The following is a 22,027-nucleotide window of genomic DNA, read 5'->3' as shown; positions in this document are numbered from 1 at the left end:
AAAACGACGAAGCCGGCTTGCGCCGGCTTCGTCTTCATTCCGTGTTGGCCGCGGAACTCAGTCCGACTCCCACCACATCCAGAACGCATCCCACAGGCGCTTGAAGAAGCCGGCTTCCTCGACCGCGTTGACCGCCACCAGCGGCGCCTGGGCGACGACCTTGCCATCCAGGGTGACCTTCACGTCGCCGATGGCCTGGCCCTTCGCGATCGGCGCGACCAGGGTCTTGGGCACGTTCATGCTCGGCTTCAGGTCGCCATAGCGACCGCGCGGCACGCTGACCAGCATCGGCTGGGCCACGCCCAGCTGGACTTCCTTGGCCTGGCCTTTCCACACGCGCTGGCTGGCGATGACCTTGCCCGGCTCGTACAGACGGTGGGTTTCATAGAAGCGGAAACCCCAGTTGAGCAGCGCCAGACTGTCGTCGGCGCGCTGCTTCTCGGAAGTCGAACCCATCACCACCGCGATCAGGCGCTGGTCGCCGCGCTTGGCCGAGCTCATCAGGCAGTAGCCGGCGCCGGAATGGTGACCGGTCTTGATGCCGTCCACGCTGCCGTCGCGCCACAACAGCAGGTTGCGGTTGGGCTGGGTGATGGTGCCGACGGTGAATTCCTTGATCTTGTTGAACGCGTAGGTTTCCGGATAGTCGCGGATCAGCGCGCGGCCCAGCAGGGCCAGATCGTAGGCGGTGGAATAGTGTTCCGGCGCGGACAGGCCGTGGGCGTTGACGAAGTGCGAGCCCTTCATGCCGATCTTGGCGGCATAGTTGTTCATCAGCGACGCGAAGGCTTCCTGGCTGCCGGCGGCGTGTTCGGCCAGCGCGATGGCGGCGTCGTTGCCCGACTGCACGGCCATGCCCTTTTCCATGTCCAGCAACGGCGCGGTCTTGTTGACCGCGAAGCCGCTGTAGCTGCCGTCGGTGCCGGCGCCGCCCTCGCGCCAGGCGCGCTCGCTCATCATCACCTGGTCTTCGGGACGGATCTTGCCGTTCTTCTGCTCGGCCGCCAGCACGTAGGAGGTCATCACCTTGGTGATGCTGGCCGGCTCGACGCGCTGGTCGTAGTTTTCGCCCGCCAGCACCTGGCCGGTGATGTAGTCCATCAGCACCCAGGCGGTGCCGACCGGCTTGGGCGGCGGCGGGATGGCGACGGATTCGGCCGGCGGGGCGACGGGCGCCGGCTGCGGTGCCGGGGTCTGCGCGATCGCCGCGCCGAAGGCGGCGGTGGCCAGAGCGGCCAGGGCGAAACGGAACTTCATCTGCTGCGAACTCCTGACTGGGCGCGAGGCCCGTTCGACGAAAACGACATTTTAGGCGGGCATTGGCGGCTGGGAATCCACCCAGGCCGAAAAACAGGCGAAAAAACCGCCGCGCGGCTCAGTCGCGGACCAGTTGCGGGCGTCCGAAGCCCAGTTTGGCGATACGGCCGGCCAGTTCATCGGCGCCAGCCGGGTCGGTCGCGCCAACCCGCAGCCGCCACAGCACCCGCCCGTTGCTCTGTACATCGCTCAGGCTGGCCCCGGCGATCCCCGCCGCGACCAGGCGGGCCAGCGCCCGGTCGGCATTCTCGCGGCTGGCAAAACTACCCACCTGCAATTGCAGCGGAGCGGCCAGTGCGCGCGGGACTACGCCGGGCGCAATCGGCGACGCGGCCGCCGATGTCACCGGCGTCGACGCGCCCGCACGGGAGGGCATGGGCGCAGCCGCCACCATCGTCGTGGAAGCGGCCGTAGCCTGTATCCCGGCGGGCGCTGCCGAAGCCGGTTTGCCGGTCGCCACGCGCACGCCATTGGCCTGCATCCAGGCATCGAAGCGATCGGCGCTGGCCGGATTCTTCGTGTCCGGAATGACGTGGTAGCGCCGGCTGCCGCGCCCATCCACCGTGGCGACGACCGCCGCGTTGGCCGCGCTAGCCGTTGCGGCGGCGGCCTGAACCGCCGGGCCCGAGGTCGGCAGCTTTTCCACCAGCGCATCCATGCCACTGCTGGCCGGGGCGGCGGGTGTGGGCGCGGCGGCATAGCCGCGATCCTCCTTGCCCGGCGTCAGCGCGCGCACTTCCACCCGGCCGGTGCCGCGCTGGGTGATGCCCAGCTTGTAGGCGGCGGCGTAACTCAGATCGATCACGCGCCCGTCGTGGAAGGGACCGCGATCGTTCACCCGCACCACCACCGACTGGCCGTTGTCCAGATTGGTGACCCGCGCGAAGCTGGGCAGCGGCAGGGTCTTGTGGGCGGCGGTGAAGGCGTACATGTCGTACACCTCCTGGTTGGAGGTACGGCGACCATGGAACTTGTTGCCGTAATACGAAGCGGTCCCCTGCTCCACGTAGCCATCGACCTTGTCCAGCACCTGGTACTTCTTGCCCAGCACGGTGTACGGCGAGCGGTTGCCGATCGGCGAGCGCGCCTCGGCGGTCACCGCCGGCTCGGCGATGCAGTCCAGGTCCGGCAGGTGATCGGGAGTGGTGTCGGAGACGCCGGGCTTGTACAGGCCACCGGCGGTGTAGTCGCCGCGCGTGGTCGGATCTTCCTGCGCCGGCGCGTAGAACGAGCAGTCCTTGCCGGTGGCGGGACCGCGCCCCTGGTGCGCGGTCGACGACCCCGGCTTGCCCTTGCCGGACAGTGACGGAGGGACCGGTTTCTTCGGCGCCGTGCTGCAGGCCGCCAGGCTGAGGGTGAGCAGCGCGGGCAGAAGCCATTTCATGCGGGCGGAATCTCCCTGCCGGCGATGGCCTGGGACAGCTGGTATACGGCCATCGCGTACATCTTGGAGTTGTTGTAGCGGGTAATCGCGTAGTAGTTCTGGAAGCCCAGCCAATACTGTTTGCCGGCGCTGCCTTCCAGCGACACCAGCGTGGCCGTGGCATCGGCGGCGACCGGCTCCAGCGGACGGTAACCGCGCTGGGCCAGATCGGCCAGGGTGTAGTCGGGTGTCCAGGTATCCGGATTGAACTCGGGGTATCCGGCCTGCAGTTCGGCGCGCGCCACCACCGGGCCGCCCGGCACCCAGCCGCCGCGCTCGCCGCCCTTCTTGCGGAAATAGTTGGCGACCGAAGCGAACACGTCGTCGACGCTGTTGAACAGATCGCGGCGGCCGTCGCCATCACCGTCCACCGCGAACTCGCGGTAGCTGGACGGCATGAACTGGCCCATGCCCATCGCGCCGGCGTAGCTGCCGATCAGGGAGGTGATGTCCAGCTTCTCCTCGCGGCCCAGCGCGAACAGCTGCGCCAGTTCGTCGCGGAAGAACAGTTCGCGACGCTGTTCGTAGGCGGCGCGTTCGGGCTTGCCGCTGCGCGGATAGCGGAACGCCAGCGTGTACAGCGCGTCCAGCACCCGATGCTTGCCGGTGTAGCCGCCGTAGCTGGTCTCGACGCCGATGATGGCGACGATGATCTCCGCCGGCACGCCATAGGCCTTTTCCTCGCGTGCCAGCGCGTCCCGGTGCCTGGCCATGAACGCCTGTCCGCCGCTGATGCGCGAGGCGGTGATGAAATTGGGCCGGTACTCGCTCCACGGCTTGACCCGCTCGGCGGGTCGCGACATCAGCGCGATCACGTCGTCGCGGACCACCGCCTGCGACAGCACCGAATCGACGTACCGCGGATCGACGCCGTAGCGCGCGGCGGTATCACGCACGAAGTTGGCGCGCGCGGTGGCGAAGTCCTCCACCACGATCGGCACGTCGGCCACGCGTTCCACCGACGTCTCGGCCGGATTGGCCGAGGCTTTTTGAGCCGGTGACTGGGCTCCGCTCGCCGCGGGCGCGGCGGTCGGCGGGTTCTTCGGCGGAGTCGCGCAGGCAACCAGGCCGAAGGTGATCAGGCAGACAAGGGCGCGTCGAATCATCGGCGCGAGGGTAGCACGCTCAACGTGAGAAATAGTGAATGTATGAGGGGCCGGGAATCGGGAATGGAGAATCGGGAATCGTTAAGAGCAAAAAGCTTCTGCCTTTACCATTCCCGATTCCCCATTCTCCATTCCCGGCCCGATCAATACCCATGCACCGGCCGGTGCGCGCGCACCGCCATCACCAGGCCGAGGCCGGCCAGCAGCGAGACCGCGGAGGTGCCGCCGTAGCTCAGCAGCGGCATCGGCACGCCGACCACCGGCAGCAGGCCGGAGATCATGCCGCCGTTGACGATCACGTAGACGAAGAAGGCCAGGCCCAGCGAGCCGGCCAGCAGGCGCGAATAGGTGTCGCGCGCCTCGATGGCGATCCACAGGCAGCGCCCGATCACGAACAGGTACAGCGCCAGCACCACCGCCACGCCGATCCAGCCGAACTCCTCGGACAGCACTGCGAAGATGAAGTCGGTGGTGTGTTCGGGCAGGTAGTTCAGGTGCGACTGCGAGCCCTGCCCCCAGCCCTTGCCCGACAGCCCGCCGCCGCCGATGGCGATCTTGGACTGGATGATGTTCCAGCCGGTGCCGAGCGGATCGTTCTCCGGATTGAGGAAGGTCAGGATCCGGTCCTTCTGGTAGGGACGCAGGAACCAGAACCACGCCACCGGCGCGGCGGCGGCCACGCTGCCCACGCCCACGCCCACCCACCACCACGGCAGGCCGGCCAGCAGCAGCGCGAACACGCCGCTGGCGGCGACCAGCATGCCGGTGCCGAAATCCGGCTGCAGCAGGATCAGGCCGGTGGGAATGGCGATCAGGATGCCGGCGACGATCACCGTCCTGATGCGCGGCGGCAGCGGCTCGCGATGCAGGTACCACGCCATCATCATCGGCAGGGTGATCTTCAGCAGCTCGGACGGCTGCAGGTAGAACACCTTCAGGTCGATCCAGTGACGGCCATGCTTGCCGGTGCCGATGAACAGCACCAGCAGCAGCGGCAGCAGCGAGGCGATGAACACGCCGGGCGTCCAGCCGCGCAGGCGCACCGGCGAGACCCGCGACAATGCCCACATCGCCACCAGCCCGACCGCGAAACGCGCGCCCTGCGCCAGCAGCAGGCGCGAACCCAGATCCTCGCCACCGGCGCTGTACAGCACCGCCAGCCCAATCGCCATCAGCGCGCCGAGCGCGCCCAGCAGCGGCCAGTCCAGGGTGCGCAACAGGTAGCGCAGCAGATCGATGGCCCAGCGCAGCATTTCGATCATGGCGCGCGTCCCGGCGGCGTGGCGGGGGTCGGCGTCGGCGCGGCGGACGGATCCGCGGGCGTGCCGGTCGTCCCCGGACTGGCGGGAGCAGCGGTCACCGGCAATTGCTCGGGATCGCTGCTGGCCGCATCCGGATCGTCAACGCCCTCCGGCATCTTGCCCAGCATGAAGGCGTCCAGGATCTTGCGCGCGATTGGCGCGGCGGTGGTACCGCCGTAGCCGCCGCCTTCCACCGCCACCGCGATCGCGATGGCCGGTGCGTCCGCCGGAGCGAAGCCCACGAACAGCGAGCGATGGCGCAGATGCATGGGCAGGCTCTTGGGGTTGACCGCGGCGGTGCCGCGCCGGCTGATCACCTGCGCGGTGCCGGTCTTGCCCGCCATCAGGTAGGGTGCGCCGCGCGCCATCGACGCGCCGGTGCCGCCCGGCTGCATGGTCGCCATCATGCCTTCGCGGACGACCTGCACGTTGCCCGGGGTCGGGCTGATCGGCATCGGTGTGGCCACCGGCAGCGGCGTCCACGCGGCGTCGAAGCCGGTGCGCTGATCGCGCACCAGGTGCGGCTGGCGCAGGTTGCCGTCGGCGATCGCGGAGATCGCCCGTACCAGTTGCAGCGGGGTGACCTTCCAGTCGCCCTGGCCGATGGCGATGTTGACGGTGTCGCCGGGATACCAGCGCTCCTTGCGACTCCTGGCCTTGTAGGCGGGCGACGGCAGGATGCCGCTGATTTCGCCGGTCAGGTCGATGCCGGTCGGATGGCCGAAGCCATAGCGGGTCATGTAATCGTCGAAGCGTTCGATGCCCAGATCCAGCGCCAGCCGGTAGTAGTAGGTGTTCACCGACTGCGCGATCGACTTGCGCAGATCGGTCCAGCCGTGGCCGCCGCGATGCGCGTCGCCCCAGCCACGGCTGGTGCCGGGCAGGTAGAACATGCCGGTGGACAACACCTTGTCCTCGGGCCGGCGCAGGCCGCTGTCCAGGCCGGCCAGCGCGATCAGCGGCTTCAGCGTCGAACCGGGCGCCACGCCGCCCAGCACCAGGCGGTTGAACTGCGGACGCGAGGGATTCTCGTTGAGCGCCTTGAAATCCTTGCTGGAAATGCCGTTGACGAACAGGTTGGGGTCGTAGCTGGGCAGGCTGACCATCGCCAGGATTTCGCCGGTGCGCGGATCCATCGCGATCGCCGAGCCTTCGTGTTCGCCGAACGCGGCGACCAGCGCCTGCTGCAGTTTCAGGTCCACGCTCAGGCGCAGATCGGTGCCCGCCACCGCCGGCACCCGGCCGACCACCCGCAGCGCGCGACCTTCGACGTTGGTCTCGACCTTCTCGTAGCCGACCTTGCCGCGCAGCGCCTCGTCGTAATAGCGCTCCAGGCCGGTCTTGCCGATGTGGGTGAGCGCGGCGTTGCCCTCGCCGAGGACCTCCAGATCCTTTTCGTCAATCCGGCCGACATAGCCGATGATGTGCGCGAACAGTTCGCCGTAGGGATAGCGGCGGGTCAGGTAGGGGACCAGCTCCACGCCGGGAAAGCGCCAGCGATCCACCGCGAAGCGCGCCATTTCCTCTTCGCTGACGCGCAGCTTGAGGGTGATCGGACGGAACCCGCGCGTGCTCTTGCGGGTGGCCTCGAAGCGTTCGATGTCTTCCGGCGCCAGCGCGATGATCCGCCCGAGTTCGGCGATCAGGCGGGCGGGATCGCCGACCTTGTCCGGGGTGACATCCAGGCGGAACGCCGGCACGTTCTCCGCCAGCAGCACGCCATTGCGGTCGTAGATGGCGCCACGTCCCGGCACCACCGGTCGCGGCTTGATCCGGTTGGCTTCCGAGCGCGTGGCGTACTCGTCGTGATCCAGCACCTGCAGCTTGAAGTACCAGCCGCCCAGGCCGATCAGCGCCAGCGCGACCACCGCGAAGCCCAGCATCGCCCGGCGCCGGAACTGCTCGGCCTCGGCGTGCGGATTCTTGGCGGCGCGGCGGCTGATCATGCCCGGATCAGTTGCGCCGGCCCTGGCGCAGCATGTCCAGCAACACGTAGATCAACGGCCACAGCAGCATGCCCAGCAACGGCGCCCACCAGTAGTTCCAGGGGAGCCGGGGTTCGCCCAGCAGCCAGTGGATGGCGGCATCGACGATGCGGTCGTTGAGGAGCAGGCCGCCGATGGCGAGCGCCTGCTGGGACACCGGGAAGAACCGCAGCTGCAGGCGGAACCGCTGCAGGATGAAAGCCATGATCACCAGCCGCAGCGCCTGTTCGCCGAGCAGGCTGCCGAACATCACGTCGGCGATCACGCCCACGCCCATCGCCAGTCCCAGGCCGGCGCGCTCGGGCGTTTCGATCACCCAGTAGGCCAGCACCAGCGCCAGCCAGTAGGGACGCAGCGGCTGCAGCATCTCCGGCAACGGCAGCAGGCCCAGCAACAGGGCGACGATGAAACTGAGCGGCAGGATCCAGCCGCTGCGGATGCGGCTCATCGCGCGGGCTCCGTGGCGGGTGCGGCCTGCTGGGCCGACGGCGGCGCCTGCTGGCCGGTCGCCGCATTCGCGCGCGGCCGGGTCGCCGATGCGCCGGCAGGCGAGGTGATGGCGGATGCCGTCGGTGCCGTGTCGCCGGCGGCGGTACCGGGCGTCGCGGCGGCCGCACCGCCCGTTGCTGGCGTCAAGCCATTCACGGCCGGCGTGACCGGCACGCTGTCCGGATCGACCGGTGCCGCATTGGCCGGACGCGTGGCCGGCAACGGCAGGCGCAGCGGCGGCGCCGAACGCAGCAGCAGGACGTCGCGGCCGCGATCCAGTTGCGCGGCCGGACGCACGTCGCCGACCAGGAAGGCATGGCTGTCGTCCGGCCTCAGGGCGGTGACGGTCCCGACCGGGAAGCCGGCGGGGAACCGCCCGCCCAGGCCGGACGTGACCACCACGTCACCGACCTTGACCCCGCTGTTGAGGGGGATATCGGCCAGTTCCAGCAGATCGCTGCGGCCGCGCCCGTAGGCGATCAGGCGCACGCCGCTGCTGGCGACCACCACCGGCACCGCGTGATCGGGATCGGTCAGCAGCAGGACGATCGCGTGCGCCGGGGTCACCTGGGTGATCTGTCCCATCAGGCCGCCGGCGTCGATGACCGGCTGGCCGATGCGCACGCCGTCGCCGCTGCCCGCATCCAGCACCAGGCGCTGGCGGGTGGGATCCAGATCGATGTCGAGGATCGGCGCCAGTTGCACGTCCAGGCCACGGCTCTCGGCCACGCCCAGCAGCGCGCGCAGTTGCATGTTGTCGGCGGCCGCCGTGCTGAGCCGGGTCAGGCGGGCATTGGCCACCAGCAGTTCGTTGCGCAGCTGGCGGTTTTCCTCCATCAGCCGGGTGCGGGTCACCGCATCGTCCTTGACCCGCGTGCCGACCCGCCCGGGCAGGCCCGCCAGCCACCACAGCGGCTGGGTCACCACGCTGACCTGCGCACGCGCCTGCGACAGCCAGCCGCCGCGGTGATCCAGCACGATCAGGGCGATCGCCAGCGCCAGATAGCCCAGCAGGCGCAGGGTGCTGGCGACTTCTCCGGGGCGGGAGGCGACGGGAGGACCGGCGTAGGCAGGCATCAGGGCCGGGAATCGAAGGGAAGGAATCGGGAAAGCCGGAATGCGCGCGGGCGGCATTCCGGATCGGGCGTCGTTGCGGATGTTTCAGATCCCCGTCGCGAAAACGACGAGAGGACGCGCGAACCGGAGCCACGGAAAGAACAGACACCCATTCCCCGCCCCCGGTTCCGCATCCCCAGCCTCATTCCGGCGCGAAGAACTCGTTGCCGTGCATGTCGACCAGCTCCAGGGCGCGGCCGCCGCCGCGCGCCACGCAGGTCAGCGGATCGTCCGCCACCTGCACGTGCAGGCCGGTTTCCTCGGAAATCAGGCGATCCAGGTCGCGCAGCAGGGCGCCGCCGCCGGTCAGCACGATGCCGCGCTCGGCGACGTCGGCGCACAGCTCCGGCGGGGTCTGCTCGAGCGCCAGCTTGACCGCGCTGACGATGCCCGACAGCGGCTCGTGCAAGGCTTCCAGCACTTCGTTGGAGTTGATCTTGATCATCTTCGGCACGCCCTCGGCGAGGTTGCGGCCGGAGATTTCCATTTCCTGCAGCTCCGGCTGCGGATAGGCGCAGCCGATTTCCAGCTTGATCCGCTCGGCGGTGGCTTCGCCGATCAGCATGCCGTGGTTGCGGCGGACGTAGTTGGTGATGAATTCGTCGAAGCGATCGCCGCCGATGCGGACCGACTGCGAGTAGACGATGCCGTTCAGCGAAATCACCGCCACCTCAGTGGTGCCGCCGCCGATGTCGATGACCATCGAGCCGCGGGCCTCGGTGACCGGCATGCCGGCGCCGATGGCGGCGGCCATGGGTTCCTCGATCAGGTAGACGTCGCGGGCGCCGGCCTCCTCGGCCGACTCCTTGATGGCGCGGCGCTCGACCTGGGTGGAGCCGGCCGGCACGCACACCAGCACCCGCGGGCTGGGGCGCAGCACGCGCGACTTGTGCACCTTCTTGATGAAGTACTTGAGCATCGCCTCGGTGTAGGTGAAGTCGGCGATCACGCCGTCCTTCATCGGCCGGATGGTGGTGATGTGGCCGGGGGTGCGGCCCAGCATCTGCTTGGCCTCGGCGCCCACCGCGGCAACCGAACGGGAGCCGCCGATCGCCCGGTCCTGGCGCACCGCCACCACCGACGGTTCGTTCAGCACGATGCCCTGTCCGCGTACATAGATGAGGGTATTGGCCGTGCCCAGGTCGATGGACAGGTCGTTGGAGAACATGCCGCGGAGCTTTTTGAACATCGGGGAGTGGGTCCTGCTGGTGGCGGATCGCGCAGCGGGGCTGGCGATTTTTTGGGCACGAAACGAAGTCGGCTAGCCTAGCAACCCGCCTGTGCGCGGGCAAGGAAAAATCTCGTGAAAATGCGGGGAAAAACGCACATGGCGATGGCTCGACCGATGCGCATGGATACCGCCGGCGGCCGCCACGTACGGTCCGCCGGGGCCGGATCAAGACTGGCCCCGCGCGCCCTCAGCCGGTAACCTTCGCACCGGCCCGCCCGAACCGGGGTGGCCGTCCCGTTTTTTTCGACCGGCCAGGCATGGCCGGCCGCCGTCCACCCGCCGAGCCTTGCCGATGTCCGCACTGATTTGTGGTTCCCTCGCCTACGACACCATCATGGTGTTCCCGGACCAGTTCAAGAACCACATCCTGCCGGACAAGGTGCACATCCTGAATGTGTCCTTCCTGGTCCCGCGCATGCGCCGCGAGTTCGGCGGCTGCGCCGGCAACATCGCCTACAACCTCAAGCTGCTGGGCGGCGACCCGATCCCGATGGCCACCGTGGGCCAGGACTTCGGCCCGTACCGGGAATGGTTCCAGGAGCAGGCCATCAACCTGAGCCAGGTCAAGGTGATCGAGGAGCTGTTCACCCCGCAGGCGTTCATCACCACCGATCACGACAACAACCAGATCACCGCGTTCCATCCGGGCGCGATGATGCGCAGCTACGAGAACCACGTGAAGGACGTGCCCGGCGTGACCTTCGGCATCGTCAGCCCGGACGGCCGCGAGGGCATGCTGCAGAACGCCGCCGAGTTCGCCGGGGCCGGCATTCCCTTCATCTTCGATCCCGGCCAGGCCATGCCGCTGTTCAACGGCGAGGAACTGCGCCAGTTCATCGAACTGGCCGACTACGTGACCGTCAACGACTACGAGTCCAACCTGCTGCAGGAACGCACCGGCTGGAGCGAGACCGACATCGTCAAGCGGGTCAAGGCCTATATCACCACCCGCGGCCCGCACGGCTCGCAGATCCACACTCCCGACAAGACCTACGACATCCCGCCGGCCCACGAGCGCCGGGTCACCGACCCGACCGGTTGCGGCGATGCCTTCCGCGCCGGCCTGATTTTCGGCATCGAGAAGGGCTACGACTGGCTGACGATCGGCCGGATGGGCAATCTGATGGGCGCGCTCAAGGTCGAGCATCCCGGCACCCAGAACCAGCGCTTCGACTTCGACGAGTTCAACGAGCAGTTCAAGCAGCAGTTCGGCTATTCGCTCTGATTCGCCCGCGACGGGCCGCCCCTCCGGTCCGTCCGAACGCGTCAGCGGGATGAAATCCGTCACCGTTCCGGCGTAAGGTGATGGCGAAGGACGGGTAATACGACCGTCCGCGCAAGGCGGCAATGACAGGTACGCACGCAGGACATCCCCGCGAGGGGAACCCCCAGGACACCGCTCCGGCCGTCCCGCCGTCCCGTTTTTCCCTCGTTTTCCGCCAGCTCGCGGCCGCCGCCGGCATTGGCCTGCTGGTGCTGGTTGCCTCCTGGCTCGGCATCCTCAGCCGCCCCGAGCACCAGCTGGCCTCATTCTGGCCCACCAATGCCCTGCTGCTGGGCGTGTTCGCGCGCCGGCCCGCGCTGGCGACTCCGCTGGGCTGGCTCGCCGCGGCGGCCGGCTATCTGGGCGCGGACCTGCTTACCGGCAGCGATCTATCCGCCACCCTGCGTCTTACCGGCGCCAACCTGGCCGGCGTGGCGGTCGGCTGCCTGCTGTTCCACCGGTTCCGGCGCGAGGATCTGGGCCTGCAGCGCGCGCAGTCGATGCTGCGGGTGCTGATGGTGTGCGCCGGCGCCGCCCTGGCCGCCGCGCTTTCGGGCTGCCTGATCGCCCGCTCGCTGATCGGCGCCGACCTGGTCCAGGCCATCGGCATCTGGTTCTCGGCCGAACTGGTCAGTTACGTGGCGCTGGTGCCGGTGATCCTGCTGCTGCCCTCCCCGCGCCAGCTGCGCCACGCCTGGCGCGAACCGTTGGCGCGCTTCCTGAACATGCCCGGCCACCGCCTGCCCGCGCTGTCCCTGCTGCTGACGGTGTTGCTGGGGGTGGCGATTGGCGGTCCCGGCGCGATTGCCTTCCCGGTGCCGGCGCTGCTGTGGTGCGCACTGAGCTACCGGCTGTTCACCACCGCCAGCGCCACCGCCCTGCTGTGCGTCTGGACGCTGGTGGGCATCGCCAACGGCTGGATCGACCTGCAGGTGCAGGACGACATGGCCGCGATCGTCTCCATGCGCATTGGCGTGGCGCTGGTCGCGGTGGCGCCGCTGACCGTGGCCGGCGCCCATGCCGCCCGCAACCGGCTGCTCAACGCGCTCAACCACGCCGCCAACCACGACGCGCTCACCCAGACCCTCAGCCGCAGCGCCTTCGAGCGCCGTGGCGAAGCGGCGCTGGAACGCGCCCGCACGCAGGGCAGCGGCCTCGCCGTGCTGATGGTGGATCTGGATCACTTCAAGGCGATCAACGATCGCCACGGTCATGCCGCCGGTGACACCGTGCTGGTCGCCTTCGCCGAACGCGCGCGCGGACTGCTGCGCGAAGGCGACCTGCTGGGCCGTTTCGGCGGCGAGGAATTCGCCATCCTGGTGCCGGGCGTCGGCGAGCGCGAAGCGCTGCGGCTGGCCGAACAACTGCTGCGCGTGTCCGCGCAACCGTTCGAGTTGGAGGACGGCCGCCGCCTGGGCATCACCATCAGCATCGGCCTGGCCATGCAGCCGCCGCTGGCCGAGGGCGCTTCGCTGGAAACCCTGCTCAAGCGCGCCGATCGCGCGCTGTACCAGGCCAAGTTCAATGGCCGCAACCGGATGGAGCGGGCACCGATGCCTCCCGCGGCGTCCTAGGCTCCCGGACGCCGGACAGGCCAAGGCATACGCGGAATCAGTTCCAGCCCGGCATCTGGCTGTCGTCCAGGCCACCGGTCTCGAACACCGCCTTGCGGGTGCCGCCGGCCTTCACCGGGAATTCGATTTCCAGCACCTTGGTCTTGCCCGCCAGCTTCCACAGCGCATTCTGGTCGGTGATGAACATGGCGATGGCCTCGTCGGTGTCCGGGCGCCAGGCATCCATCGCCCTGGCGGGCGCGCCATCGGCGCTCACCTTGACCTTGCAGCCGCCCGGGCAGCGGAAGTCGCTGGCCTGCAGGACCAGGTAGCTGCTGCGCTTCCACTTGGGATGATCGCGGAAGATCAGCTGCACCGGCTTGGCGCCACTGCCGTCCACGTCGACCGGATCCTTGCCGTGGATGGCGGCGGTGCGCTGGGTGCCGCCGTCGGTGGCAATCTGGGCGTAGTCCCACAGCGCCTGCAGGCGGCGTTCCTCGCGCGCGCCCTCGGCGTTGGCCTTCACTTCTTCCAGCAGCGGCTTGATGCGCGTGGCCGCCTGCGTGTCCGGATACTGATCCAGCAAGGCAACGCCGTGGATGCGCGCCATCTCCCAGTCGCGCGAGGCCTGCGCAGCGTCGAACTTGCCGGCCAACTGGTTGGCGGATTCCTCATTGGCGGCGGCCTGCGCCTGCGCGGCGGCACGCTGCTCGGCCTCACGATCGCCGCAGGCGGACAGGGCCAGGACACTGGCCAGCACGGCCGGGACGATCAGGGTACGTTTCATCGGGGGACTCCGTTGCGTATCAGGTAGTCGACGGCGGCGGCGACATCGTCGGGACGTTCCATGATCGACATGTGGCCGCAGTCGGACAGCCGTACTTTAACCGCCTGCGGCATGCGTTCGCCGTAAAGGTCCAGCGCGCTGGGATCGATCACGCGATCCTCCGCGCACCACAACAGCAGTGCCGGCTGGCCGATGTACGCGGCGGCCTGTCCGGGCAGGAAGGCTTCCGGCCCGCGGCCAATGCGATCCAGCACCGCCTGCTCGAACGGCGCCTGCGCGCGGCGCCAGTCGATGATCGCGCGCGATGCCGGCCACGGAATCGACGGCCTGGCTTCCTGGCGATGGAACACGGTGTCGAGGTAGCGCTTGAGCGAGGCTTCATCCCGGACCGCGAAGGGGTTGTGCCCAGCCAGCACCTGCTCGCCGAACACGTTGTCGCGGAAGCGCACGCCAGCCGCGTCGATCAGGCCGACGCGATCCACCAGATCCGGCCGATCCGCCGCGGTCAGGGCGACGATGCCGCCGCCCATCGAGTGGCCGAGCAACACCAGCGGACTGCCGGGGCGACGCGCTACCCGGGCGATGAACTCGGCCACACGCCGGTTCTGCGCGTCGAAGCCATAGTCCTGGCCGGGTTTGCGCTCGCTCGCGCCCCAGCCGGGCAGATCCGGAATCACCACCCGGTACGGGCCCGCCAGGCGGACGGCCAGCGGATACCAGTTCTCCTTGCTGCCGGTGAAGCCGTGGATCATCACGATCGTCGGTGCCGCCGGATCCTTGGCCTCATGCTCGACATAGGCCCAGCGGTGCCCGGCGACCCGGACGTGATGCAGCTCCAGTCCGGCGGCCCAGCGCTGCCGCGCCATTTCGGCGCGGACGAGCACCATCGGATCCCGCCAGATCCACAGCACCAGCAGGCAAACGAAAACGGCCGCCACGATGGCGACCGTTTTCCAGGAGATACGCCGGCGACGCATCGCTTACTTGCTTTCGCCCGCCTTGGCCTTGGCCAGCAGGGCCTCGACCGACGCGGTGGTGATCGGGTGGTAACCCGGCTTGGCGCGGGCGAAGCTCTCCTCCGCGAAGGCCAGGCCGTCCGGGGTTTTCACCAGTTCCTCGTAGATCGGCATGATCAGCTTGCGGCGGCCGACCCGCTCGATGAACTTGCCCAGCTCCGGACGCGCTTCCAGGTAGCCGCTGCGCACCGCCAGTGGATACCAGCGCATGGCGATCTCGCCGTTCTGGGTGCCGGTGAAGTGGTAAGCCTTGTCCAACTGCGCCAGCTGTTCGACGGTCAGCTTCTCGCCCATGCCGTTGATGAAGCTCACCCACTGCTGGGTCACCCAGCCCGAGGTCACCTGCGGGTTCGGCAGCTGGCCGCTGCCCAGCCACGCGATGCGCGCGGTGTCGGTATTGGAGAAACCGCGCGACTGCGCCTTGGCGGCGAACTTGGGAATGCCGGGTTCGTTGAGCCAGGCATTCAGTTCAACCTCGGTGACCGCGTTCGGGTTCTTCGGCAGCAGGTTCTTCTTCAGGTATTCGACGAACTGGTCGGTAGTCGCGCTCTGGAACGCATGGTCGTCGAACCAGCCACGCAGGAACGGATCGAAGGTCGCGCGACCGAAGCGTTCTTCCAGGAACTTCAGGAACCACGCGCCCTTGACGTAGGCGACCTGGCTCAGCGAGTCATCCGGATCGCGATCGGTCAGCGGCGGCAACGCCAGTGCCTGATCGGCCGGCGACATGTTCTTCACCTCGCCCAGCAGTTCGGTCTGGTCGATCTGGCGCTCCATCTCGGCCAGTTCCTTGCCGTACAGCGCCTCGGTGATGCGGTCCTGCACGTAGGTGGTGAAACCTTCGTTGAGCCAGATGTCCTTCCAGCTGGCGTTGGTCACCAGGTTGCCGGACCAGCTGTGCGCCAGCTCGTGCGCGATCAGCGAGACCAGCGACTTGTCGCCGACGATCACGGTCGGGGTGGCAAAGGTCAGGCGCGGGTTCTCCATGCCGCCGAACGGGAACGACGGCGGCAGCACCAGCATGTCGTAGCGTTCCCAGCGGTACGGGCCGTACAGCGATTCGGCCACGCCGATCATCTTCTCGGTGTCCTCGAACTCCTGGGTCGCCTTCTCGACCATCGACGGTTCGGCCCACACGCCGCTGCGGTTGGAGATCGGCTTGAACACCAGATCACCGGCCGCGATGGCCAGCAGGTAGGACGGAATCGGCTGCGGCATCTTGAAGCTGTAGTCGCCATCGCGCGGCGCGGCCGGATCATTGTCGGCGCTCATCAGCACCATCACGTCCGGACGCGAGGTCACATGGGCGCTATAGGTGAAGCGCACGCTCGGGGTGTCCTGCAGCGGCACCCAGCTGCGCGCGTGGATGGCCTGCGACTGGCTGAACATGAAGGGCAACTGCTTGCCTTCGGTCATCGACGGCGCCAGCCACTGCAGGCCCGACGCCTGTGGCGAGGTCTTGTAGGTGATGCGCACGTGCGTGTTCTGCGCCGGCGTCTCGACGGTCAGCTTGCTGCCGAAGATCTTGTCGGCCTGCGCCAGGTTGAACTGCAGCGGCGCCCAGGCGCCGGCGGCATCCTGGCCTTCGACCTTCTCGATGCCCAGGTCACGGGTGTCCAGCACCAGTTGCCTGGCCGCCTTGTCCTTCCATTCCAGGGTGTAGCTCGCGGTGCCGCCAAGCTGCTTCTGGTCGAAATCGACCGCCAGATCCAGGGCCAGATCCTTGATGACGACCTTGGTCGGCTCGGCGTAGGAGCTTTCGTCGTGGCTGCGTTCGGTCTTCACGGCGGTCGGCGCGGGCTTGGCGGCGGGAGCTTCGGGAGCGGGAGCGGATTCTTGGGAGCAGCCGGCCGCCAGCACGGCGGCGCAGGACAAGGTCAACAGTACGGCGCGCATCAGGGATTCCTGCGTCAGTGAAGCGGCAAGTTTACCCGCCCGCGCGGCCGATGCCTTGATGCGGCGCAGCTTGGGGGTGGCTCCAGAAGCAAATCCCCCTCGGTCCCCCTTTTTCAAAAGGGGGAGGAAAAGCCAGTCGCTGCAAGCACGTGACGCCGTGATAGCCCCCTTTTAAAAAGGGGGCGGGCACCCGCGCCAGCGGGTGACGGGGGATTTGCTCTTGGCGCAGAACCTTGCTCCCCTTCCATGAAGGGGGAGGAACCGCTTAAACGCGATAACCCGTATGCACCGCCACGATCCCCGCGCTGAGATTCTTGTAGCTGGCGCGGGCGAACCCGGCTTCATCCATCATCGCCTTCAACTGTTCCTGCGGCGGATGCTTGCGGATGCTCTCGGCCAGGTACTGGTAGCTGCCGGCGTCGCGGGCGAACAGCTGGCCCAGCTTCGGCAGCACCTTGAACGAATGGAAGTCGTAGACCGGCTTGAACCACTCCGCGGTCACTTCCGAGAATTCCAGCACGCGCGCCTGGCCGCCAATCTTCAGCACGCGGTACATCTCGCGCAGCGCGGCGTCCTTGTCGGTGACGTTGCGCAGGCCGAACGCAATCGTGACCAGATCGAAGCTGTTGTCCGGGAACGGCAGCGCCTCGGCGTTGCACTGCACGTAATCCAGCCCCGTGACCAGCCCGCGATCGGTCATGCGATCGCGGCCCACCGACAGCATGCCGGCGTTGATGTCGCCAAGCACGATCTCGCCGGTCTCGCCCACACGATCCTTCAGCAGCGCGGCGATGTCGCCGGTACCGCCGGCCAGATCCAGCACGCGATCGCCGCGCTTGACCTGGCAGGTGCCGACGAAATAGCGCTTCCAGATCCGATGGATGCCCAGGCTCATCAGGTCGTTCATCAGGTCGTACTTGCCGGCGACCGAGGTGAACACCTCGCCGACCAGCTTCTGCTTGTCCCGGGCGTCGACGTCGCGGAAACCGAAATGGGTGGTGCCTGATTGGTAGGGGGATTCGCTCATGGGACGGATTATCGCACCGTCCGGGGGGATCTTGCCGGCGCGGCCGTGGGACAATACCGTGGTGACAACGCCATTCGTCTTCCAGAGGATGCCGACCCGCCCGTGAGCAGCCGCTATACCCCCCGCGAATGGCTGCCGCACGAGCGCCCCACCTTCCCCGGGTCGCCCTCCACTCCGCTGCACCCGGTCCGCCGCCGCATCCAGTTCGCCATCGTCGGCGTGGTGGTCGCGCTCACCGGCGGCCTGAGCAATGCCCTGGTCACCGCCAACCTGCTGAACCTGCAGGGCACGCTGGGCGCCTACGCCTGGGAGATGGCCTGGTTGCCGGCGGCCTACGTGATGACCAACGTCTCGGCCAACCTGCTGCTGGTCAAGTTCCGCCAGCAGTACGGCCTGCGGTTGTTCACCGAGATCTTCCTGGTGCTGTACGCGCTGATCGCGTTCGCCCACCTGTTCGTCAACGATCTGGGTTCGGCCATCGCGGTGCGCGCCGCGCACGGGCTGGTCGGCGCGGCGCTGAGCACGCTGGGCCTGTACTACATGATCCAGGCGTTCCCGGCGCGGATGCGGCTCAAGGCGGTGGTGATCGGGCTGGGCATGAGCCAGCTGGCGCTGCCGCTGGCGCGCATCTTCTCCACCGAACTGCTGCAGTACGGCGAATGGCGCGGCCTGTACCTGTTCGAACTGGGCCTGGCGATCGTGGCGCTGGCCTGCGTGCTGGTGCTCAAGCTGCCGCCCAGCGATCGCTCGAAAGTGTTCGAGAAGCTGGATTTCCTGACCTTCTCCCTGTTCGCCGGCGGTGCCGCCTGCCTGGCCGCGGTGCTGTCGCTCGGCCGCTATCTGTGGTGGACCGAGAATCCCTGGCTGGGGGTGACCCTGGCGATGGCGATCGTGCTGTTGATCAGTTCGGTGGCGATCGAGCACTACCGGAAGAATCCGCTCATCAACACCCGCTGGCTGGCCAGCGGCACGATGGTGCGGCTGGCGCTGTCGATCGTGCTGATCCGCATCGTGCTGTCGGAGCAGAGCGTCGGCGCGGTGGGGTTCATGCAGAATCTGGGCTTGAACAACGACGAGTTGCACACGATGTACGCGTGGGTGCTGCTCGGCTGCGTGGCCGGTGTCGCCATCAGTGCGTTGACCATCCGTCCGCAGCACACCGGCCAGCACCTGATGTTCGCGGTGCTGCTGATTGCCAACGGTGCGTTCATGGACGCGCATTCCAGCAACCTGACCCGCCCCGAACAGATGTACCTCAGCCAGTTCCTGCTGGCGTTCGGCAGCACCTTCTTCATCGGACCGGCGATGATCAGCGGGATCGGCGCGATCCTGTCCCAGCCCGGCAACCTGATCAGCTTCGTGGTGCTGTTCGGGATGACCCAGAACATGGGTGGCCTGCTCGGCTCCGCGCTGCTGGGCACGTTCCAGGTGGTGCGCGAGAAATTCCATGCGAGCCAGCTGGCCGAGCACATCACCCTGCTGGATCCGCAGGTGGCCGCGCGTGTGCAGGGCACGGCGGCCGGCTATGCGCACACGCTCGGCGATCCGGTCCTGCGCAACGCGCAGGGCATGCGCGCGATGGGCGCGACGGTGACCCGCGAAGCCAACGTGCTGGCCTACAACGATGTCTTCCTGGTGGTGGCCTGGCTGGCCATCTTCACCCTGCTCTGGATCTACGCTGACTTGTGGTGGCGACGGCTGAATCCGCCCGCCCCCGCCCCCGCCCCCGCACCGCCTTCGCCTTCCCCTTCTCCTCGGCCGACACAAGCATGAACACTGCCGCTCCCCCTCCTCCCCAAGCCGAACCGGCCGCGCGCCGGGCGGCACGCCGCCGCCGTCGCCTGCTGGGCCTGGGCGGATTCGCGCTGCTGGCCCTGCTGGGCGTGGGCGTGGTGCTCTACGCCTGGCAACTGCCGCCCTTCACCAGCGCGCTCCAGACCACCGAGAACGCGATGGTGCGCGGGCAGACCACCCTGATCAGTCCGCAGGTCAGCGGCTACGTCACCGACGTGCCGGTGCAGGATTTCCAGCACGTGCGCAAGGGCGCGCTGCTGGTCGCCATCGACGACCGCATCTACCGCCAGCAGTTGGATCAGGCCAGGGCGCAGTTGCAGACGGCGGAAGCCAACCTCGCCAACTGGACCCAGCAGCACCGCAGCGCCGAGGCCAGCGTCGCCCAGAGCCGCGCGGCGATCACCAGCAACGCGGCGCAGGAGCAGCGCACCCGCTCGGCGCTGCGGCGCGCCGATCAACTGGCGCACGAGCAGTTGCTGTCCGAACAGGACCGCGACACCGCCTTCGCCGCCAACGCGCAGGCCGAGGCCAACCTCCGCCAGGCCCGCGCCGGCCTGGAAGTCGCCCGCCAAGGCGTGCGCAGCGTCGACGTCAACCATGCCGCGCTGGAGGCGGCCGTCGCCAGCGCGCGCGCAGCGGTGCAACTGGCGCAGATCAATTTCGACAACACCCGCATCCACGCCCCGCGCGACGGCCAGCTCGGCCAGGTGACGGTGCGCCAGGGCGCCTACGTCACCAACGGCACCCAATTGATGGCCCTGGTGCCGGACACGATGTGGGTGATCGCCAATTTCAAGGAAACCCAGATGGCACAGGTGCGGCTGGGCCAGCCGGCCAGCTTCACCGTCGATGCGCTCGGCGGCGAACGCCTGCGCGGGCGGGTGCTGGAAATCTCGCCCGCCACCGGCTCCGAGTTCAGCGTGCTGCCGCCGGACAACGCCACCGGCAATTACGTGAAGATCGCCCAGCGCATCCCGGTGAAAATCGCGATCGACAACGGGCAGGCCGCCGCGGCCCGGCTGCGCCCGGGCATGTCAGTGGTGGTCAGCGTGGATACCGCCGCCGTGGGTCGCTGAGCGGCGCGCGCTTCAGCGGATCCGGCGGGGGTCCCGGAAAGGCAGGCGACGAAGCAGCGGCGGACGCGCGCCGATCCGACCCGGGCCGGCGACGGCGGGCGCGGATGAACCAGCCGGCGGCGTGCCCACCCGCGCGGGCAACGGCCCGCCGGTAACCTGCCCGCCCGCGGTCAGCGTCACCAGGAATCCCCGCGCGGTGGTGCCGTCCACGCGCAGGCGGTAGGCGCCATTCGGTGCGGACCAGGTTTCGCCCACCTTGAACATCGAACCTTCGTTGTTGGCCACGTTCGCCGGCGGGAAATCGGCGTCCTCGCTGTAGGCCGTGCCGCCGCGCACGCGGTGCACGATCACCGCGCTGCCGGCAAGCGCCGCCTCATAATTGCCCGACCGGCTACGTGCCTCCAGCGTGTACGAAACCGTGAAGGCGGGATCGATCTGATCCGGCGTATCCAGCACCACCAACTGGCGGCCGGCGCCATCGGCCAGCGCCGCGTACTCCAGCTCGAACTGCCAACTGCCCGAGAGCGTGGCGGGCACCACCCACTTGCGCGCGCTGGCCACCCAGCCCAGGCGATCCCGCTGGATCATGTTGATGTGCTTGGGCCGCGTGCCGTAGACCGGATCGGCGACCGCATTGCGCCAGCCGTCGCTCATCACGTCCCAGGGATTGTCGTAGGTATCGTCGTCGCCGTCGGAGTTGTCCGAATGCGGCAGCCCGTAGCCATGTCCCATCTCGTGCGCCAGCGGGGCGAGATTGGCGAACGACCACGGCGGATTCCAGGTGGCGCGCGGGCATCGGCGCGCGCCGTCCATCACCGCGCAGGCACCGCCACCCCAGGCATAGCCGTCCAGATCGCCGTTGAACATCATGTTGATGCCCTGCGCGCCGGCGAAATCCACCTGCGCGTCCGCGGCGGCGACACAATCCTGGAACAGCCGATCCAGATCCGCCTCCTCTTTCCCCTCGACCGTGGTCACGTAGCGGGAGCGCGGATGGGGCAGGTTGAACCAGCCATAGGCCGAACTGCCCGCCAGGTTGATCTGGCCATAGGACACTTCGCTCCAATAGTGGCCGAGCTGTCCAATCGCATTGCCATACTGGCTGGTGAAGAACGCCCGATCCTTCTGCTCGGTGGCAATGTCGGAAAACTTGCACATCACGGTCACCCAGCGGGTGTTGCCCATCACCGCGGCTGCGGCGGAGACCTGCTTGCCGCCCAGCACGGGCGCCGCCTGGGCCAGCCGATCCGCGGGCACGATCGCATCCACGAAGCGTTCCCGGGCGGAGACACCGCGCGCCTGCGCCGGCAACGACACCGCGACCCGGCGATTGGCCAGCGCATACATGTCCACCGCCGCGCGTTTGGCCTGGGCGGGATCGAGCGGGATGCGGCGGCCGTCGTCGGCCAGCAATACCGCGCGCAGTCGCGCGGGTCGCGCCTTCTGTTGCCGCGACACGGGCGCGGGATCACCCCAGTGCAGCGCCAGGCGACCCTGGACGATGGTGGTGTCGGCGGCCTGCGCGAGCGCGTCCGTCATGCCCAGGATGGCCGCTGCCATCGCCACGCAGATGAACCACGCGGCATGCCCGCGCGACAGTCGATTCCGATGTTCCATGCGGCTCCCCCTTCCCCGAATTTCCCGGT

General features: G+C 68.3%; 16 protein-coding genes and 1 pseudogene. 4 read left to right on the top strand and 13 right to left on the bottom strand.

Translation table 11 applies throughout. The features are described 5' to 3' along the window. Positions 1-57 precede the first annotated feature (57 nt). The 8 genes and pseudogenes from FG323_RS14440 to FG323_RS14405 form a co-directional block, all read right to left on the bottom strand. Positions 58-1,257, bottom strand: coding sequence for a D-alanyl-D-alanine carboxypeptidase family protein (locus tag FG323_RS14440; protein ID WP_141455411.1), 1,200 nt, complete (start codon positions 1,255-1,257; stop codon positions 58-60). 118 nt (positions 1,258-1,375) lie between these two features. Next, the gene (locus FG323_RS14435; protein WP_141455410.1) at positions 1,376-2,701 is read right to left on the bottom strand and encodes a septal ring lytic transglycosylase RlpA family protein; all 1,326 of its coding nucleotides are present in this window, start codon (positions 2,699-2,701) and stop codon (positions 1,376-1,378) included. After that, complete coding sequence (gene mltB / locus FG323_RS14430; RefSeq protein ID WP_141455409.1) at positions 2,698-3,846, bottom strand: lytic murein transglycosylase B; 1,149 nt, start codon at positions 3,844-3,846, stop codon at positions 2,698-2,700. Before mltB ends, FG323_RS14435 begins: the two co-directional genes overlap by 4 nt. A 143-nt stretch (positions 3,847-3,989) precedes the next feature. After that, a complete protein-coding gene (gene rodA, locus FG323_RS14425; RefSeq protein ID WP_141455408.1) occupies positions 3,990-5,108 on the bottom strand; it encodes a rod shape-determining protein RodA in 1,119 nt (372 codons plus the stop codon). Positions 5,109-5,245: 137 nt separating this feature from the next. After that, positions 5,246-7,093: pseudogene (gene mrdA / locus FG323_RS14420) on the bottom strand (penicillin-binding protein 2); the annotation flags it as partial. 7 nt (positions 7,094-7,100) lie between these two features. Then, positions 7,101-7,580, bottom strand: a complete 480-nt coding sequence (mreD, locus tag FG323_RS14415; protein ID WP_141455406.1) for a rod shape-determining protein MreD — start codon at positions 7,578-7,580, stop codon at positions 7,101-7,103. After that, complete coding sequence (gene mreC, locus FG323_RS14410; RefSeq protein WP_141455405.1) at positions 7,577-8,698, bottom strand: rod shape-determining protein MreC; 1,122 nt, start codon at positions 8,696-8,698, stop codon at positions 7,577-7,579. The genes mreD and mreC overlap by 4 nt, the downstream gene beginning before the upstream one ends. A 181-nt stretch (positions 8,699-8,879) precedes the next feature. Then, on the bottom strand, positions 8,880-9,926 hold the full coding sequence (locus FG323_RS14405; protein ID WP_141455404.1) for a rod shape-determining protein: 1,047 nt from the start codon (positions 9,924-9,926) through the stop codon (positions 8,880-8,882). A gap of 334 nt (positions 9,927-10,260) precedes the next feature. On the opposite strand from FG323_RS14405, the gene FG323_RS14400 reads away from it, so the two are divergent. Further along, complete coding sequence (locus FG323_RS14400) at positions 10,261-11,193, top strand: carbohydrate kinase family protein (RefSeq protein ID WP_141455403.1); 933 nt, start codon at positions 10,261-10,263, stop codon at positions 11,191-11,193. Between the two features lie 248 nt (positions 11,194-11,441). Continuing rightward, positions 11,442-12,806 (top strand): GGDEF domain-containing protein, encoded by a 1,365-nt coding sequence (locus tag FG323_RS14395; RefSeq protein WP_181444248.1) that lies wholly within the window; start codon positions 11,442-11,444, stop codon positions 12,804-12,806. A 37-nt stretch (positions 12,807-12,843) separates the two neighbouring features. Here the strand turns inward: FG323_RS14395 and FG323_RS14390 are convergent, their stop codons facing one another. From FG323_RS14390 to ubiE, 4 genes are all read right to left on the bottom strand, one after another. Then, entirely contained in the window at positions 12,844-13,572 is a 729-nt protein-coding gene (locus tag FG323_RS14390; protein ID WP_141455401.1) for a hypothetical protein, read from the bottom strand. Further along, positions 13,569-14,549, bottom strand: coding sequence for an alpha/beta hydrolase (locus tag FG323_RS14385; RefSeq protein ID WP_141455400.1), 981 nt, complete (start codon positions 14,547-14,549; stop codon positions 13,569-13,571). The genes FG323_RS14390 and FG323_RS14385 overlap by 4 nt, the downstream gene beginning before the upstream one ends. A gap of 3 nt (positions 14,550-14,552) precedes the next feature. Further along, positions 14,553-16,484: a M1 family metallopeptidase gene (locus tag FG323_RS14380; RefSeq protein WP_141455399.1), complete on the bottom strand. Its 1,932-nt coding sequence runs from the start codon at positions 16,482-16,484 to the stop codon at positions 14,553-14,555. A 265-nt stretch (positions 16,485-16,749) separates the two neighbouring features. Further along, the gene (gene ubiE, locus FG323_RS14375) at positions 16,750-17,511 is read right to left on the bottom strand and encodes a bifunctional demethylmenaquinone methyltransferase/2-methoxy-6-polyprenyl-1,4-benzoquinol methylase UbiE (RefSeq protein WP_141455398.1); all 762 of its coding nucleotides are present in this window, start codon (positions 17,509-17,511) and stop codon (positions 16,750-16,752) included. Between the two features lie 102 nt (positions 17,512-17,613). Here ubiE and FG323_RS14370 point away from each other — a divergent pair, with 102 nt between their 5' ends. Together FG323_RS14370 and FG323_RS14365 are read left to right on the top strand one after the other, a co-directional pair. Beyond that, positions 17,614-19,284, top strand: coding sequence for an MFS transporter (locus FG323_RS14370; RefSeq protein WP_141455397.1), 1,671 nt, complete (start codon positions 17,614-17,616; stop codon positions 19,282-19,284). After that, the gene (locus FG323_RS14365) at positions 19,281-20,381 is read left to right on the top strand and encodes an HlyD family secretion protein (RefSeq protein ID WP_141455396.1); all 1,101 of its coding nucleotides are present in this window, start codon (positions 19,281-19,283) and stop codon (positions 20,379-20,381) included. Before FG323_RS14370 ends, FG323_RS14365 begins: the two co-directional genes overlap by 4 nt. A gap of 12 nt (positions 20,382-20,393) precedes the next feature. Here the strand turns inward: FG323_RS14365 and FG323_RS14360 are convergent, their stop codons facing one another. Continuing rightward, positions 20,394-21,998 (bottom strand): hypothetical protein, encoded by a 1,605-nt coding sequence (locus FG323_RS14360; RefSeq protein ID WP_141455395.1) that lies wholly within the window; start codon positions 21,996-21,998, stop codon positions 20,394-20,396. Positions 21,999-22,027: the final 29 nt, after the last annotated feature.

Source organism: Pseudoxanthomonas sp. z9, assembly GCF_006542425.1.
In the GTDB taxonomy this organism is placed as follows: domain Bacteria; phylum Pseudomonadota; class Gammaproteobacteria; order Xanthomonadales; family Xanthomonadaceae; genus Pseudoxanthomonas_A.
This window is presented reverse-complemented; position numbering and strand designations above follow the sequence as displayed.

Excerpts from the sequence above, each read along its gene's own strand:
- mreD (WP_141455406.1), bottom strand. The coding sequence starts at position 7,580 with ATGAGCCGCATCCGCAGCGGCTGGATCCTGCCGCTCAGTTTCATCGTC.
- FG323_RS14390 (WP_141455401.1), bottom strand. The coding sequence starts at position 13,572 with ATGAAACGTACCCTGATCGTCCCGGCCGTGCTGGCCAGTGTCCTGGCC.
- rodA (WP_141455408.1), bottom strand. The coding sequence starts at position 5,108 with ATGATCGAAATGCTGCGCTGGGCCATCGATCTGCTGCGCTACCTGTTG.
- FG323_RS14435 (WP_141455410.1), bottom strand. The coding sequence starts at position 2,701 with ATGAAATGGCTTCTGCCCGCGCTGCTCACCCTCAGCCTGGCGGCCTGC.
- FG323_RS14360 (WP_141455395.1), bottom strand. The coding sequence starts at position 21,998 with ATGGAACATCGGAATCGACTGTCGCGCGGGCATGCCGCGTGGTTCATC.
- FG323_RS14440 (WP_141455411.1), bottom strand. The coding sequence starts at position 1,257 with ATGAAGTTCCGTTTCGCCCTGGCCGCTCTGGCCACCGCCGCCTTCGGC.
- FG323_RS14400 (WP_141455403.1), top strand. The coding sequence starts at position 10,261 with ATGTCCGCACTGATTTGTGGTTCCCTCGCCTACGACACCATCATGGTG.
- FG323_RS14365 (WP_141455396.1), top strand. The coding sequence starts at position 19,281 with ATGAACACTGCCGCTCCCCCTCCTCCCCAAGCCGAACCGGCCGCGCGC.
- FG323_RS14405 (WP_141455404.1), bottom strand. The coding sequence starts at position 9,926 with ATGTTCAAAAAGCTCCGCGGCATGTTCTCCAACGACCTGTCCATCGAC.
- ubiE (WP_141455398.1), bottom strand. The coding sequence starts at position 17,511 with ATGAGCGAATCCCCCTACCAATCAGGCACCACCCATTTCGGTTTCCGC.
- mreC (WP_141455405.1), bottom strand. The coding sequence starts at position 8,698 with ATGCCTGCCTACGCCGGTCCTCCCGTCGCCTCCCGCCCCGGAGAAGTC.
- FG323_RS14385 (WP_141455400.1), bottom strand. The coding sequence starts at position 14,549 with ATGCGTCGCCGGCGTATCTCCTGGAAAACGGTCGCCATCGTGGCGGCC.
- mltB (WP_141455409.1), bottom strand. The coding sequence starts at position 3,846 with ATGATTCGACGCGCCCTTGTCTGCCTGATCACCTTCGGCCTGGTTGCC.
- FG323_RS14380 (WP_141455399.1), bottom strand. The coding sequence starts at position 16,484 with ATGCGCGCCGTACTGTTGACCTTGTCCTGCGCCGCCGTGCTGGCGGCC.